General features: G+C 37.9%; 11 protein-coding genes, 1 pseudogene and 1 other annotated feature. Of the genes and pseudogenes, 3 read left to right on the top strand and 9 right to left on the bottom strand.

Annotated features, from left to right (window positions below):
- Positions 1 to 1,686: a ribonuclease J1 gene (rnjA, locus tag IGL80_RS02595; RefSeq protein WP_002355122.1), complete on the top strand. Its 1,686-nt coding sequence runs from the start codon at positions 1 to 3 to the stop codon at positions 1,684 to 1,686.
- 105 nt (positions 1,687 to 1,791) lie between these two features.
- Here the strand turns inward: rnjA and IGL80_RS02590 are convergent, their stop codons facing one another.
- The 4 genes from IGL80_RS02590 to IGL80_RS02575 form a co-directional block, all read right to left on the bottom strand.
- Complete coding sequence (locus IGL80_RS02590; RefSeq protein ID WP_002355121.1) at positions 1,792 to 1,992, bottom strand: cold-shock protein; 201 nt, start codon at positions 1,990 to 1,992, stop codon at positions 1,792 to 1,794.
- Between the two features lie 153 nt (positions 1,993 to 2,145).
- Positions 2,146 to 2,844, bottom strand: a complete 699-nt coding sequence (gene radC / locus IGL80_RS02585; RefSeq protein WP_010784349.1) for a RadC family protein — start codon at positions 2,842 to 2,844, stop codon at positions 2,146 to 2,148.
- A 55-nt stretch (positions 2,845 to 2,899) separates the two neighbouring features.
- Positions 2,900 to 3,559, bottom strand: coding sequence for an HAD family hydrolase (locus IGL80_RS02580; protein WP_002385286.1), 660 nt, complete (start codon positions 3,557 to 3,559; stop codon positions 2,900 to 2,902).
- Positions 3,543 to 4,865: a bifunctional folylpolyglutamate synthase/dihydrofolate synthase gene (locus tag IGL80_RS02575; RefSeq protein ID WP_002355117.1), complete on the bottom strand. Its 1,323-nt coding sequence runs from the start codon at positions 4,863 to 4,865 to the stop codon at positions 3,543 to 3,545. Before IGL80_RS02575 ends, IGL80_RS02580 begins: the two co-directional genes overlap by 17 nt.
- Before the next feature lie 248 nt (positions 4,866 to 5,113).
- On the opposite strand from IGL80_RS02575, the gene IGL80_RS02570 reads away from it, so the two are divergent.
- Together IGL80_RS02570 and IGL80_RS02565 are read left to right on the top strand one after the other, a co-directional pair.
- Positions 5,114 to 7,678 (top strand): YfhO family protein, encoded by a 2,565-nt coding sequence (locus tag IGL80_RS02570; protein ID WP_430598469.1) that lies wholly within the window; start codon positions 5,114 to 5,116, stop codon positions 7,676 to 7,678.
- A complete protein-coding gene (locus tag IGL80_RS02565; RefSeq protein ID WP_430598468.1) occupies positions 7,671 to 8,270 on the top strand; it encodes a TVP38/TMEM64 family protein in 600 nt (199 codons plus the stop codon). The genes IGL80_RS02570 and IGL80_RS02565 overlap by 8 nt, the downstream gene beginning before the upstream one ends.
- Positions 8,271 to 8,343: 73 nt before the next feature.
- On the opposite strand, the pseudogene IGL80_RS02560 reads toward IGL80_RS02565, so the two are convergent.
- From IGL80_RS02560 to thiI, 5 genes and pseudogenes are all read right to left on the bottom strand, one after another.
- Positions 8,344 to 9,746: pseudogene (locus tag IGL80_RS02560) on the bottom strand (IS3 family transposase).
- An 86-nt stretch (positions 9,747 to 9,832) separates the two neighbouring features.
- Complete coding sequence (locus IGL80_RS02555; RefSeq protein WP_002359160.1) at positions 9,833 to 12,475, bottom strand: valine--tRNA ligase; 2,643 nt, start codon at positions 12,473 to 12,475, stop codon at positions 9,833 to 9,835.
- 102 nt (positions 12,476 to 12,577) lie between these two features.
- Positions 12,578 to 12,817 (bottom strand) — a binding site (T-box leader).
- 49 nt (positions 12,818 to 12,866) lie between these two features.
- On the bottom strand, positions 12,867 to 13,355 hold the full coding sequence (gene tpx, locus IGL80_RS02550) for a thiol peroxidase (RefSeq protein ID WP_002367321.1): 489 nt from the start codon (positions 13,353 to 13,355) through the stop codon (positions 12,867 to 12,869).
- 63 nt (positions 13,356 to 13,418) lie between these two features.
- A complete protein-coding gene (locus IGL80_RS02545) occupies positions 13,419 to 14,066 on the bottom strand; it encodes a redox-sensing transcriptional repressor Rex (RefSeq protein WP_002365189.1) in 648 nt (215 codons plus the stop codon).
- A gap of 129 nt (positions 14,067 to 14,195) precedes the next feature.
- Entirely contained in the window at positions 14,196 to 15,410 is a 1,215-nt protein-coding gene (thiI, locus tag IGL80_RS02540; RefSeq protein WP_002359156.1) for a tRNA uracil 4-sulfurtransferase ThiI, read from the bottom strand.
- Positions 15,411 to 15,491: the final 81 nt, after the last annotated feature.

The raw sequence follows: 15,491 nt of genomic DNA, 5'->3' as shown, positions 1-15,491 counted from the left end.
ATGAAAGTAAACATAAAAAATAACGAAACTGGCGTTTTTGCAATCGGTGGTTTAGGCGAAATTGGAAAAAACACATATGGGGTACAATTCCAAGATGAAATTATCATTATTGATGCTGGGATCAAATTCCCAGAAGATGATTTACTTGGGATTGACTACGTGATTCCAGATTATAGCTACATCGTTCAAAATTTGCATAAAGTCAAAGCACTCGTTATTACCCACGGTCATGAAGACCATATTGGTGGCGTTCCTTATCTTTTACGTCAAGCGAATATCCCAATCTATGCGGGACCACTAGCCTTGGCTTTAATTACCAACAAACTAGATGAACATGGTTTATTGCGAGAAGCGGAATTACACGAAATTAATGAAGATACGGTGATTCGTTTTAGAAAAACAGCGATTAGTTTTTTCCGGACGACTCACAGTATTCCTGATGCCTTGGGCGTTGTGGTTAAAACGCCTTCTGGTAACATTGTCGCAACAGGTGACTTTAAGTTTGACTTTACACCCGTTGGTGAGCCAGCCAACTTACACAGAATGGCGAAATTAGGTGAAGAAGGCGTCCTTTGTCTTCTTTCAGACAGTACCAATGCTGAAATACCCACCTTTACAAAATCCGAAAAAACAATTGGGACCTCTATTTTAAAAATCTTTGAAAAAATTGATGGTCGGATTATCTTTGCCAGTTTTGCTTCAAACATTTTCCGTTTACAACAAGCTGCTGATGCAGCCGTGAAAACCGGTCGCAAAATTGCTGTTTTTGGTCGTAGCATGGAAAATGCCATTGTCAATGGCGAACGCTTAGGCTACATCAAAGTGCCAAAAGGAACGTTTGTCGATGCGGCGGAACTGAATCAATTGCCAGCAAATGAAACAATGATTTTATGTACTGGCTCTCAAGGAGAACCTATGGCCGCGCTTAGTCGGATTGCTAACGGTACACACCGCCAAATTAGTATTCAACCAGGCGATACGGTTGTTTTCTCAAGTTCACCAATTCCTGGGAATACGACAAGCGTTAACCGTTTAATCAACTTATTATCTGAAGCCGGTGCAGAAGTTATCCACGGAAAAATCAATAATATCCATACTTCTGGTCACGGTGGACAAGAAGAGCAAAAATTAATGCTTCGCTTGATGAAGCCTAAATATTTCATGCCTGTTCATGGTGAATTTAGAATGTTAAAAATCCATGCTTCGCTCGCTCAAGATACAGGGGTTCCTGAAGAAAATTGCTTTATCATGGGCAACGGCGATGTCTTAGCTTTAACGGCTGATAGCGCACGTCCTGCTGGTCACTTCAATGCTAATGACGTGTACGTTGATGGAAATGGTGTCGGCGATATCGGGAATGTTGTTTTACGGGATCGTCGTATCTTATCTGAAGAAGGTTTAGTTTTAGCGGTAGCAACGGTTGATATTAAAAATAAAGAAATTATGGCTGGTCCAGACATTCTTTCCCGTGGTTTTGTCTACATGCGTGAGTCTGGTGATATGATTCATGAAGGCCAACGTCTTTTATTCAATGCTCTACGTGAAGCAATGAAAGATAAAAACTGTACCGAAGCAAAATTAGGCGAAGCCATGACGACCGCTTTACAGCCTTTCTTGTTTGAACAAACAGAACGTCATCCAATGATTCTGCCAATGATTATGACTGCCACAGTTAGTGATCAATAAAGCTCTCATTTAATAGAGAAGAAAAATGCTTGTCCATTTTTCTTCTCTATTTTTTCTAACAAAAAAACACCTAACATGCGTTAGGTGTTTTTGGATTATTTTTTATTAGTTTTTTTCTACGTTAACTGCTTGAGGGCCACGGTCTGAATCTTCAACATCAAAAGTCACTGCTTGACCTTCTTCTAAAGTTTTGAAACCATCACCTTGGATAGCTGAGAAGTGTACGAATACGTCGCTTCCGTCTTCGCGTGAGATAAACCCAAAACCTTTTTCTGCGTTAAACCATTTTACTGTTCCTTGTTCCATTCTTTTGTTCCTCCTCGTGCATTTGCACATAAATAGTCGTAACTTTGCTCGCTTCCAATAGAATATTTAAAAAAATTTAAAAAGTCTACATAATTCCAAACAAGATTACCCTTTCATTTTACACGTGATAAAATATTTTTGCAAGAATTGTCCTCATTCTGAAGCAAAAAAATTCTCTTCTCTCAAACTAATGTATCCGCTATCACCAACAATAATATGATCCAACAATTGAATCCCCATCATTTCGCCACATTCTTCCATTCGTTTGGTAAATTGAATATCTTGTGGAGACGGTGTCGGATTGCCAGATGGATGATTATGAGCTAATAGTATGCGAGCAGAAGAATATTTAACCGCTTCCCGAAAAATTTCGCGTGGATGAGCAATACTTTGATTCAGTGATCCTTTGAAAATCGTTTTCTGTTGGATAATGTCATTCTTGGTATTCAAGTAAATACAAATTAAATGTTCTTGTTGCAGCCCCTTCATCTCTTGGAGTAATCGTTGAGCGACTTGTTGACTGGACGTAACTTTGCCAAATTTGATTTGACTACTTTGATAAATTCGACACCCTAATTCAATGGCCGCACGTAATTCAATGGCTTTCACTTGGCCAATGCCTTTAACAGCTATTAACTCGTTCAACGTGGCTTGCTGCAAATAAGAAAGTTGCTTAAACTGTTTTAACAGCGTTGCGGCAACAGTCATCACGTCTGCTTCTTTTGAGCCAGTTCGTAACAGAATCGCCAACAACTCTTGATTCGATAATGCTTTTTCTCCTATCGCTAAGAGCCGTTCTCGTGGTAAACAATCACTCGGCATCTCACGAATAAACAGATCCGATACTTGCATAAAAAAACCTCCTTTGCTAGTCATTAATAAACTACGCAAAGGAGTGTTGTTTTTATTATTTTAAATAATGTGGCGCTTGATGTAAACTCTCCAAGACATGTAATGTTTTCTCTTGGATAACTTCAGTTGGTTGCAATAAATCAGGTACCATGATCACTGGAATGCCCGCACTATGAGCCGCACTTACCCCATGAAATGAGTCTTCGAAAATCAAGGTTTTCGGGGCTTCTGTTCCTAAAAGTTGACGAGCTTTTTGAAAAATTTCTGGGTCTGGTTTTGCTCGTTTAACATCCTCTGCTGAAACAATTCCTACAAAACGATCCTGAATTCCAGCATGGCTTAATAACATTTCAATTGCTGGACGGACGTTACTTGAGGCAACTAATCGAGGAATTTTTTGATCATCTAAAAAGTCGAGGAATTCCACCACCCCTGGTTTTAAAGGTACGTTACCAGATCGAAACTCTTGCAGGGTATCATCATAAGAACGGCGGATAAATTCTTCCACTGTGTCATGACCATAGGATGCATAAATACGTCGGTAATTCTCTTGTACTTCTTCATCGGAAATCCCAACATAGTCTAAATAGACTTCTTTACTATATGGTAACCCCATTGCATCTGCTACTTTTTGAGTAGATGTATAGTAAATCAACTCCGTATCAAAAAGCAACCCATCCATATCAAAAATTACGCCATCAAATTTCTTCATCATTTCCTCCTATAGTTAAAAGTAATTCTCTTACTTGAGAAACAAAATATAATGAACCTGTTACTAATAATAAATCATCTGTCGACATTTTTTCTAAAATTTCGCCTAAGCCAAATTGCCATAAAGACACAATTTCTGTTAAATCGTCTTCATATTTTTCCATTTCTGTAAGTGCAATAGCTTTAGGGTAATCAAAGCTAGTTAAGTAAAGATGCGCATTCGGTACTTGCTTTAAGTCCTGAATCATCTCATCTACATCTTTAGTTGCTAAAGCTGAAAATAAAATATGAATCGTGTGTTGTGGAAACTCTTTGCGCAAGTTTTCAACTAAGCGTTTTACTGCATGATCATTGTGGGCACCATCTAAAACAATCAACGGTTCATCACTAAGACGTTCCATTCGAGCTGGCCATTGCGCTTTAGCTAACCCTTGAGTAATGTCTCGTTCTTTAAACGGCAAATGTTGTAGTTGGCAATACTTGTCAAATAATTGAATAGCTACCGCCGCGTTTTCTACTTGGTGACGCCCCAACAAGGGAACTTTAATTTTTGTCAGTTTGCCCATTTCTCCATAGAAATTAAATACTTCCCCCCATTGTGTATCAGGATGTAGATATTCCACTTGATACTCTTTGCCAAAACGAAAAATTGGACTCTGTTTTTCTTGTGCGACTTTTTCAATGACTGCTAGCGCATCAGCACAAATATTGCCTGTTACTACTGGGACTTTTTCTTTAATAATACCCGCTTTTTGATAGGCAATTTCAGCAATTGTTTCACCTAAAATTTCTGTGTGATCCTTCCCAATTGTCGTAATTCCCGTCAATAATGGCTTCACGACATTGGTGCTATCAAGTAATCCACCTAAGCCAACTTCAACAACGGCGATATCCACTTGTTCATTCACGAAATAGTCCAAGGCCATTCCTGTCAATGTTTCGAATTCTGTAATTCCAGCCACTTCAGTGATCTGGTCTAATTCTTTAATGATTGGTTGATACTTTTCCACATAGGTAATCAATTGTTCGTCTGAAATTGGTTGACCATTTATCGCAATTCTTTCATTAAATGATTCAATATAAGGAGAGGTAAAGGTTCCGACTTTCAAGCCCATTTCTTCTAATAGACAGCGTAAATATGTCACGGTTGAGCCTTTACCATTGGTTCCTGCGATATGAATCGTTGGCACTTTGTTTTCTGGATGATCAATTTTTTCTAATAACGCATTAATCCGATCCAAACCAGGTCTTGAACCAAAGGGTAACCGGCTATGAATCCATTCAATGGCTTCTTCTATTGTTAATTGCATCTTGTCCAACTCCTTGTCTTCTTCTACATTATAACTAAGTTAGGTGACTTTTTCACTAATAACCAATTGAAACTTTTTCTTGAAAACTTTTTGCATTTTTCATAATTTTGCGTTATTAGCGGATACATTAATGAACTTATGGTAAACTAACATTCTGGATGGTTCATTCCAGCCAGCCAATTAAAAACTATTTTTAGAGCGTTCAACACGCTTATTCATGATTTTTTTATAAAGGTGGACTTATTTTGATGAAAAACAAATCGAAGCTTTTATGGTTAGGAAGTTTTTTCTTGCCGTTTTTACTTCTGTTGCTTGTATGGATGACATTACAACTTGCGCCTTTTGGTGACAACAACTTATTAGTTAGTGATTTAGGCACACAATACATGCCTTTCTTGAGTTTTTTAAAACGCTCTTTTCACGAGGGAATAACTACATTCTACTCTTTTTCCAATGAGATTGGTGAGTCGATTGTTCCTTTGGCAGCCTATTACTTACTGAGCCCTTTTAATGTGTTGGCTTTCTTTTTTCCTTATGAACAATTACCTATAGCAATTTTATGGATTATTACCTTAAAACTTGCCTTGATGGGCACGACGATGTTTAGCTATTTAAAATACACCTATCAAAAAGTTGATGGCACCACGTTACTTTTTTCAACGTCCTATAGTTTCTGTGGCTTTGTCACCGTCTATAGCCAAAACTTTACGTGGTTGGATGCACTGATTCTATTCCCGCTTATCTTATTGGGACTCCAACGTTTATGGGATCAACGCAAATGGGGCTTATACAGTATAACCCTGTTTTTAGCGATTGTGACGAATTACTACATGGGTTATATGATTTGTCTCTTTGCTGTTTTGTACAGTATCTATTGGTTCTTTAAAAAGAATACCCAAGCCCATGCTATTCGGCAATTTTTTAAACAAAGTCCGTTATTCATCCTCGTTTCTTTTTTAACAGGAACCGCAACTAGCTTTTTATTATTACCTGCAGCAGAAGGGATGCTCTATACAAAAAAAGCAGACTTTGATGTCTCGACGTTCTTTTTAACGCCTAAGTTCAACACTTCGTTCTTCTCGCAATTAGGCTTAGGTTCTATTAATTATGAGTTGCGTTTAGACCATTTACCAACCGTTTTTGCTGGATTATTTGTGACACTCCTCTGTGTTGCCTATTTTCAAACGAAACAAATTGCGTTAAAAGAAAGAATAGCTTCAGCAATTCTTTTATTCATTCTTTTTTTAAGCTTTTGGTTAGAAGCCTTTAATACTGTCTGGCACATGTTTCAAAGCCCAGCTGGTTTCCCTTACCGAAATGTCTTTATTTTTAGCTTTTTATTGATTGTCTTTGCCTATGAAGTTTGGCTTAAAAAAGTGACCATTCCTTGGACCGCACCTATTATTTTTAGTCTGCTGTTAGTCATTGGCTACGGATCTTTGTATTATGGTCCACAAAAGAATCTCTTAATTTCGATCAATTATTTATGGCTAAGTTTACTTTTTATTTGGTTGATTTTCTTTTGCTTGCGTTTAGCGCACAAAAAGGCCTTAAGAAACTATGTAGTCGTGGCTTTATTCTTACTGGTCAGCACAGAATTAACAACGAATTTCTGGATTTCTTTTAAACATATGCCCTTTGGTAGCCAAGCAACATTTGCCCAAGATTACCGAAAACACAGCCAATTAATCGATGAAAAAATGGCCTCAGCACCAGAACTTTATCGCATGAAACAAGTCATTCCTTCCAAAGAAACAGGGTTCCGTGAAATCAATAACGGCTACAATAATCCTTTACTTTATGGCTATGCTGGCGTTTCTAGCTATACTTCGACTTTAACTGCCACTACCCAAGACACATTAAGTGCGCTAGGTTTATATCGAAAAAATGATCGCCGGATTGCCTATGTGGATAATTCACAACTAACCAATTTACTTTTAAATGTGAAATATGACTTTTTACCAATTGAAAAACCTACGAGTGAAAAATTGCTAAAAACAGTTGGTTCCACGAAAATCATGGAAAATGATGAAGCGATTGGTATGGGCTTTTTGGCGCCAACCGCATTAACCAAGTTAAAATTAGCAAAAAATAATCCTTTAGATGCCCAAGAAGAACTCCTGCAAACGCTCGTGCCGACGGATAAACCTTACTTTAAAACAGCTTCGTTGATAAATGAACCTCATCATACCAACGAAACAATTGAAGCAACCTTTAAAGTGAATAGCACTGGTGACTTGCATCTTTATATTCCGAATTTAAAATGGAAAAAAGTTACACAATTGAAGGTAAACCAACAAGTTATCTCGACGCCGATTTATATTGCAACCAATCAACTGTTCAATTTAGGGCATTTTGAAAAAGGAACTACCGTGACCCTGTCACTAACTGCTGAACAAGTGGTTGATTTAACCAATTGGCAACTTCAAACTTTAGACCAAACAGCCTTTAATCGTGCGGTTGACAAATTACGCCAACAAGCTCTTCACGTGAATGCAACTAAAAAAGGCCATTTAAATGGCGCATTGAATGTACCTGGAAATGACACTCAGTTACTGTATACGTCCATTCCTTATGACCAAGATTGGCAAGTCAAATCGTCGCTACAAAAAGAACCCTTAAAAACACAACGCATTCTAGGTGGCTTTTTAGCTGTTGAAGTCCCTGCTGGCAAACAGCAGTTAACCTTTGCCTATCATCCAAGAATGATTTATCTTGGCACTGCCGTCAGCGGAACGATTTTACTGGGAACGGCTGGTTATCTTGGCTTTAAAAAATACCGTCGAAAACGTCAGGAGGCCACTCATGACTAATCAGAAAAAATTTTTAAATGGACTCATTCGGTGGTTACCCCTAGTTGGACTGGTGCTTTTCTTCGGCTTAATTTTATGGGGATATTCCAGAGGAATTTTTCATTCTGTTGCTTCCTTGCAAGCTTTTATTAAACAGTTTGGTAACTATGCGGTTCTGTGTTTCATTCTTTTACAAATCGTCCAAGTGATTATCCCTATTCTACCTGGAGGAATCTCTTCTGTTGCAGGAATGTTGATGTTTGGCAATTTGCAAGGCCTTTTGTATAGCTATCTTGGGTTGATTATTGGTGAGTTTGTTGGCTTTTTACTAGTTCGTTACTATGGACGTAGCTTTGTAAAAATAATCCTTTCTCCCAATAAATACAAAAAATTTGAAGAGATTTTGGACAAAAATGAACACAATGTCAAAAAGCTCTTAATCTTTACTATGTTAGTCCCCTTCGCTCCAGATGATATTGTTTGTTTAGTGGCGGGAATTACAGATATTTCTTTAAAAGAATTCATGAAAATTGTTCTTTTATTGAAATTCTGGTCTGTGGCTACTTACAGCTATTTAATGTTGTATTTGTTTCAATTATTTGGCAAATTATAACAAAAAGACAACAAAACCTGTAGCGACCCCAAAAAGTTAGACTTTTTATAGAGTGGATTTTTCCACTCTATTTTTATGCAGTTTTTTGATTGAATTGTCGAAATTCTACTGGGCTTTTCCAGTTAAGTTTTTCCTTGATTCGGTGATGATTGTAATAATAAATGTAGTTCTCAATTGCTTCTATCAATTCATTCTGACTTTGATAGATTTTTCCATAATACACTTCTTGTTTTAGGATACTGAAGAAATTCTCCATAGGAGAATTATCTAAACAGGTTCCTTTTCGAGACATACTTTGAAAGATATTGTTGTCCTTTAATGTTTGTATATAGACATTCATTTGATAAGCCCAGCCTTGATCAGAGTGAAAGGTGCGCCGATAGGGACAATCATTTGTTTGAGAAATTGCTTCTTTCAGACCTTCCATAACTGTTTTACCATTTGGTTGAGTAGAAAGGCTATAGCTTAGAATTTCACTATTATACATATCCATAAATGGATCTAAGTATAGTTTTTTCTGACGAAAGATGCCTGCGTTATCTGCTTCAAAGTACTTAAATTCAGTTGTATCAGTTGTAATTTTTTGATGAGGAACAGAGGTTTTAAATCGGCGACGAATCAAATTTTTAGCGATTTTACCAACGATTCCTTTATAGGAATTATATTTTCTGGATTTCTTAGTAAAAGCTTTGACTTGTAACTTTAACTTTTGTATTAATCGCTGGACTTTCTTTTTATTCACTTGAAATCCACGTCGTTTCAATTCTTGGGTTATCCTTCTATAGCCATAATGTTGATGTTTTTTACGAATCGCTTGAATTTCTTCTTCAATGATTTGTGTTGAAGCTGTTCTGTCGAGGCGTTTTTGCCAGTACATGTAAGTAGATTTTGGAAACCTTAGGGTTTCCAAAATATCTTTTAATCGAAAGTGTCTTCGGAGACTGTGAATGATTCGTGCGATTCGTTCATTTTTTGTTCGTCCTCTAAACGCAGTCTCCTCAATTCTTTTAAATAGGCATTCTCAATTTTTAACATTCTATTTTCTTTTTCTAGTTTCTCTACTTGAGATCGTTCACTTGGTAGTGGTTGGGGTTCATTTCGTTTCTTTTTAGACATGGTAGGTGGACGTCCTTTCTGTTTAGAGAGTCCCTCTATACCAAACTTCTGATACGTTCTAAGCCAATTCGCAATCAATGATGGATTGTTCATTTTTAGAAGATTAGCTACTTCTTGATAGGACAACTCTGTTGTTAAATATAACTCTATCGCATCTAGCTTAAATTGAACAGAGTAATTCTTATTTTTTCGACTGCGAAGTAGGCCTTCTTCACCAAGTTCTTTATAGGCATTTATCCATTTGCTTATTTGAGAACTATCTTTAAACCCATACTTCTTTGCGAGAAACCTTAGACCTCCTTGACCAGATAAGTAGTCATGAACAAGTTTAAGTTTAAATTCAAAACTGTATTTTGCCATACAAAAAAACCTCCAAAAGTTAGATTTCTAGGTCTAACTTTTGGGGGTCGGCTCAACCAACGTTTGGTTTTGTTGTCTTTTCTTTTTTAGATTGAACGTAATTGGGCAATCCGTTCTTTGACAGCCTCTTGTTTTTCAAGGTAGTCTTTTTCTTTTGCACGTTCTGCTTCCACGACCTCATCTGGTGCATTTGACACAAAACGTTCATTTGAAAGTTTGCCTTGCACACGTTTGACTTCTTTTGTCCATTTGTCTAATTCTTTTTCTAAGCGAGCAATTTCTTCCTCGATATTAATCAACCCAGCTAATGGTAGGAATAGTTCTGCGCCTGTTAATACAGCGGACATGGCTAATTCTGGCGCTTCTATTTCACGACTGATGACTAATTCCTCTGGGTTACAGAAGCGTTCCAAGTAGCTAGTATTAGCTGTTAAAAATTCTTCTACTTCTGTATCGTTTGTTTTAATTAACAAAGTAATTGGTTTAGAAAGTGGTGTATTCACTTCTGCTCGAATATTCCGAACCGAACGAATAACTTCTTTCAGAACTTCCATTCCTCGAGCTGCTGCTTCATCGTTAAATTCTTCATGAACAACTGGGTACTCTGCCACAACCAATGACTCACCTTGATGCGGAATTTTTTCCCAAATTTCTTCTGTTACAAACGGCATAATTGGATGCAATAAGCGTAAGATTTGATCCAATGTGTACACCAAGATGCTCCGTGTTGTTTGTTTAGCTGCTTCATTTTCTCCGTAAAGGATTTCTTTACTCATTTCAATATACCAATCACAGAAATCATCCCAGATGAAGTTGTATAATTGGCGACCTGCTTCACCAAATTCAAAACGATCAAATAATTCTGTCACACGGGCGACTGTTTCGTTTAAGCGCGTTAAAATCCAACGATCAGCGACAGTCTTTTCACCACTAAAGTCAATATCTGCAGCAGTCATACCTTCTACATTCATGATAACGAAGCGACTTGCATTCCAGATCTTATTGATAAAGTTCCAAGAAGCATCCATTTTTTCATAACTAAAACGAACATCTTGACCTGGAGCTGAACCATTTGATAAGAACCAACGCAATGCATCTGCGCCATATTTTTCGATGACATCCATTGGATCAATCCCATTCCCCAATGATTTACTCATTTTGCGTCCTTGCTCATCACGAATTAAGCCGTGAATTAAGACATTTTGGAAGGGACGTTCACCTGTAAACTCTAAGCTTTGGAAAATCATACGACTTACCCAGAAGAAGATGATGTCATAGCCAGTAACTAATGTGCTTGTGGGGAAGTAACGTTGATAATCTTCGCTTGCTTCATCTGGCCAACCCATTGTTGAAAATGGCCATAAAGCAGAACTAAACCATGTATCTAAGACGTCACTATCTTGAACCCAGTTTTCACTGTCGGCTGGCGCTTCCATCCCAACATACATCTCGCCCGTTTCTTTGTGATACCAAGCAGGAATTTGATGGCCCCACCATAATTGTCGCGAAATAACCCAGTCATGTACATTTTCCATCCAACGTAAAAATGTTTGATTGAAGCGTGGTGGATAAAATTCAACAGCGTCTTCTGTTTCTTGATTTTCAATTGCTTTTTCAGCTAATGGTCCCATTTTTACAAACCATTGGGTCGATAAACGAGGTTCCACGACAACGCCTGTTCGTTCTGAATGGCCCACGCTGTGATTCATTGTTTCGATCTTAATTAAGCGACCTAATTCTTTCAAGTCAGAGACAATCGCTTTACGTGCAGCAAAACGATCCATTCCTTCGTATTTTCCAGCCAGTTCATTCATCGTGCCGTCTTCGTTCATAACATTTACTCGAGGTAAGTCATGACGATTACCGACTTCAAAGTCATTTGGATCATGGGCAGGTGTGATTTTTACAACCCCTGTTCCAAATTCCATATCTACATAGTCATCTGCAATAATTGGAATTTCTTTATCTACTAATGGCAAGACAACTGTCTTACCAATAAGTTCCTGATACCGTTCATCTTCTGGATGGACCGCAATCGCCGTATCTCCCAACATTGTTTCAGGACGCGTTGTCGCAATTTCAACAACGCCAGAACCATCTGATAATGGGTAGCTCATGTGGTAAAAAGCTCCTTCAATATCTTTATGGATTACTTCAATATCAGACAATGCTGTTTTCGCTTTTGGATCCCAGTTAATGATATATTCACCACGGTAAATCAAATCTTTCTCGTAAAGAGAGACAAACACTTTACGAACGGCCTCAGATAGCCCTTCATCTAAAGTAAAACGTTCACGGCTGTAATCTAAAGAAAGGCCCATTTTTGCCCACTGTTCACGAATGTGAGAAGCATATTCTTCTTTCCATTCCCACACTTGATCAACAAATTTTTCACGACCTAAGTCGTAACGTGAAATTCCTTGTTGTGCTAGTTTCTCTTCTACTTTTGCTTGCGTGGCAATTCCGGCATGGTCCATTCCTGGTAGCCATAACGTATCAAAGCCTTGCATTCTTTTTTGGCGGATAATCATATCTTGTAATGTTGTATCCCAAGCATGCCCTAAGTGTAGTTTTCCTGTTACATTGGGTGGTGGAATAACAATTGAATAGGGCTTCGCTTTTTTGTCGCCACTTGGTTTAAATAAATCTTGATCTAGCCATTTTTGATAACGGCCAGCTTCGATTTCTGTCGGTTGATATTTCGTTGGTAAGTTTTTTTCTTCTGACATTTTTTCCCCTTCTTTCTTAAAATACGCGATTTGGAGCGGTAATTATTTTACAAATGAGTTTTTTTGGCTAAACACTAAAATACGCCCTAAAATACTTTCGTATTTTAGGGCGTAGATTCATCTTATTTACGCGGTACCACCTAAATTGCATTTGAATTGAATTCATTCAAATGCCACTCATTCGTGAGATAACGTTCACGAAACGAATCGTTCTACTAACGTACTGTGTTCAAACCATTGACTCACAAGCTACCTTCTCACTGGTTGTGTAAAAGTCTTGCACCTGAACGACTTTTTCTCTAAAACGACACCAATGATACTCCTCTTGTTCGCTGTCTTTGCTTCATTCTACAATGAAGCGCAAGCAAAGTCAATTTGTAATCTAGAGGGATTACACTTTTTTTGCAGCTTCTAACGCTTGTTGATAATCGGGTTCCGACGAAACTTCTGAGACGATTTCTTCATAAACTAACGTTCCTTCTGGGTCAATCACAAAAATAGCACGTGCTAAACGGCCCATTTCTGGAATATACAAACCATAAGCTGCACCAAATGAGTCTTCAGTATCATGAAGCATTTCCATTTCGACACCCTCAGCGGCACACCAATTTGCTTGTTCTTCAACTGTGTTATTGGAAATCGTGATAATCTGAACACCGTCTAATTTCGCCGCTTCTTGATTGAAACGTTTCGTTTGCAGTGAACAAACACGTGTGTCGATATCAGGAACCACACTAATTAAAACCGTTTTACCTTTATAATCTGCCAAGTTGATTTCTTGGTTGTTTAAATTTTTCAAAGAAAAGACGGGGGCTTTTGTGCCAACTTCGGGCTGTTCACCTGTCAATTCTAATACGTGCCCTTTTCTTGTAACATTCATTCTGAAATCCTCCTTTTCCACTTTCAATAATAAGTATAGTAGAGGATTTTTATGAAGACAATTTTATTGCTTTGGGCTATTTGCTAGTGAAAAAGTTTCATTAAAATAAATCAGTGTTTGCAGTTCCGTTGTTAAATCAATATACTGCACACTAACGTTGGCTGGCACACTGACACGGTCTGGCGCAAAATTTAAAATCGCAGTCACACCCGCTTGAACAATTTTGTCGATGGCTTTTTGGGCATGGTGACTTGGTACTGTAGAAATGGCTACCGTGACCCCTTCTTGTCGAACGAATGCTTCTAACTCAGACATATCATGAACTAATAATCCATTAATCGTGGTGCCAACTAAAGCCGAATCATTATCAAAAGCACAGACAATATTCAAATTCTCGTTGCGTCTAAAATTATTTTTTAATAATGCCTTGCCTAAATTGCCACAACCAATCAGAGCAATTCTTTTTTCTTCTTGCGTATTTAAAATATTACTAAATACCTCAATTAAATACGGCACATCGTAACCATAACCGCTTCGGCCCAGTTCACCAACGTGGGAAAAATCACGCCGAATCGTTGCAGAAGGAATCTGGATCATTTCACTAAACTCTCGTGATTTAATGCGTTTAACACCAGAATCCCCTAACATTTTTAAATAACGTAAATAAACCGGCAAACGTTTTGCCGTTGCTTTAGGCATTTTTTTCTCCATCCTCTGTCCTCCTTGTTACCTACTTCACATATTCAGTTTATCACGGTTCCCCTCTCCGAGCAACTTGTTTGTGAAATAAGTACAAAATAAATACAGTGACGTCTAAGCGACCGTCACTGTATTTATTTCTTATAGGAAATCTGCAAATTCGTCTTCTTGTTTATCTTTCGCTGTTTCTGCTGAAATCTCTGTAATTTTGAGTCCTTCTAAGGCCCGAGCCATTAAACCTTCTAAGTCTAAGCGCGCTTCATAATCTTGCGCTTTATCCAAGCGAGGTCGTGTTTTCGGTTGCGGTGGCGCAAAAATTGTACAACAATCTTCGAAGGGTTGGATGGCTAATTCAAACGTGTCAATTTTTTCGGCAATTTCGATAATTTCTGTCTTATCCATTGAAACAACGGGTCGAATTATCGGTGTTGAAGTAACCTCATTAATTGCTACCATACTTTGAAGTGTTTGCGAAGCCACTTGTCCTAACGATTCACCATTAATAATGACTAAACCTTTCCGCATTTCACGAATTGCATCTGTTAAGCGTAACATTAAACGTCGTGTAATGGTCATTAAGTAGCCTTGGGGAACAACTCGTTTTATTTCTTCTTGAATTTCTGTAAAGGGCACTTCAATAAATTGAATAGTTCCTACATAAGGGACTAATTTTTCAGCTAAATCTTTAGCCTTTTGTAACGCTTGTTCACTTGTATAAGGTGGACTAGCAAAATGGACAGCTTCCACTTCCACGCCACGTTTCATAGCTAAATAACCAGCAACTGGTGAATCAATGCCTCCTGACAACATCAACATACCACGACCACTGGTGCCCACTGGCAATCCACCCGCACCGCGAATCGTTTCATAAGATAAATACGCCGCATCTTTACGAATTTCAATTCTTAAGTTGATATCAGGCTTTTTCATTTGTACTTGAATTTCCGGAATGGCTTCAATAACAGCCCCACCTAATTCTTGATTCAAGCCATTTGAATCAAGTTCAAATGAATGGTCCGAGCGTTTAGCAGTAATTTTAAACGTCTTACCTGGCGTATAAACTTCCCGAACAACCTCTTGAACCATTGCACGAATCGCTGGCATTTCTTTTTCAATACGAATACTTGGCGAAAAATTTTGAATTCCAAACACTTTACTTAGTTTCGGAATCACTTCTTCACTATCTTCCCCATTTAATAAAATATGCATTCTGTCTCGATCTGCATGGATTTTCAATGCTGGAAAATCAGCTAACGCACGTTTCACATTTTGTGCTAACTGCATGATAAACGTTTTACGATTTTTTCCTTTAGTTGATAATTCGCCATAGCGAACCATAATTTCTGTATACTTCACTCAATTAATTCCTCTCTGTTCCTGTATCTTCACAGGTCAATGTCTTTGCAAATTATACATCAAATAAGGGGCGTTTTTCTA

It is taken from the genome of Enterococcus sp. DIV2467a, from assembly GCF_050532945.1.
In the GTDB taxonomy this organism is placed as follows: Bacteria; Bacillota; Bacilli; order Lactobacillales; family Enterococcaceae; genus Enterococcus; species Enterococcus faecalis.
The sequence above is the reverse complement of the archived record's forward strand: the minus strand, read 5'-3'. Positions and strand labels throughout refer to the sequence as shown.

Excerpts from the sequence above, each read along its gene's own strand:
- rnjA (WP_002355122.1), top strand. The coding sequence starts at position 1 with ATGAAAGTAAACATAAAAAATAACGAAACTGGCGTTTTTGCAATCGGT.
- IGL80_RS02590 (WP_002355121.1), bottom strand. The coding sequence starts at position 1,992 with ATGGAACAAGGAACAGTAAAATGGTTTAACGCAGAAAAAGGTTTTGGG.
- radC (WP_010784349.1), bottom strand. The coding sequence starts at position 2,844 with ATGCAAGTATCGGATCTGTTTATTCGTGAGATGCCGAGTGATTGTTTA.
- IGL80_RS02580 (WP_002385286.1), bottom strand. The coding sequence starts at position 3,559 with ATGATGAAGAAATTTGATGGCGTAATTTTTGATATGGATGGGTTGCTT.
- IGL80_RS02575 (WP_002355117.1), bottom strand. The coding sequence starts at position 4,865 with ATGCAATTAACAATAGAAGAAGCCATTGAATGGATTCATAGCCGGTTA.
- IGL80_RS02570 (WP_430598469.1), top strand. The coding sequence starts at position 5,114 with ATGAAAAACAAATCGAAGCTTTTATGGTTAGGAAGTTTTTTCTTGCCG.
- IGL80_RS02565 (WP_430598468.1), top strand. The coding sequence starts at position 7,671 with ATGACTAATCAGAAAAAATTTTTAAATGGACTCATTCGGTGGTTACCC.
- IGL80_RS02555 (WP_002359160.1), bottom strand. The coding sequence starts at position 12,475 with ATGTCAGAAGAAAAAAACTTACCAACGAAATATCAACCGACAGAAATC.
- tpx (WP_002367321.1), bottom strand. The coding sequence starts at position 13,355 with ATGAATGTTACAAGAAAAGGGCACGTATTAGAATTGACAGGTGAACAG.
- IGL80_RS02545 (WP_002365189.1), bottom strand. The coding sequence starts at position 14,066 with ATGGAGAAAAAAATGCCTAAAGCAACGGCAAAACGTTTGCCGGTTTAT.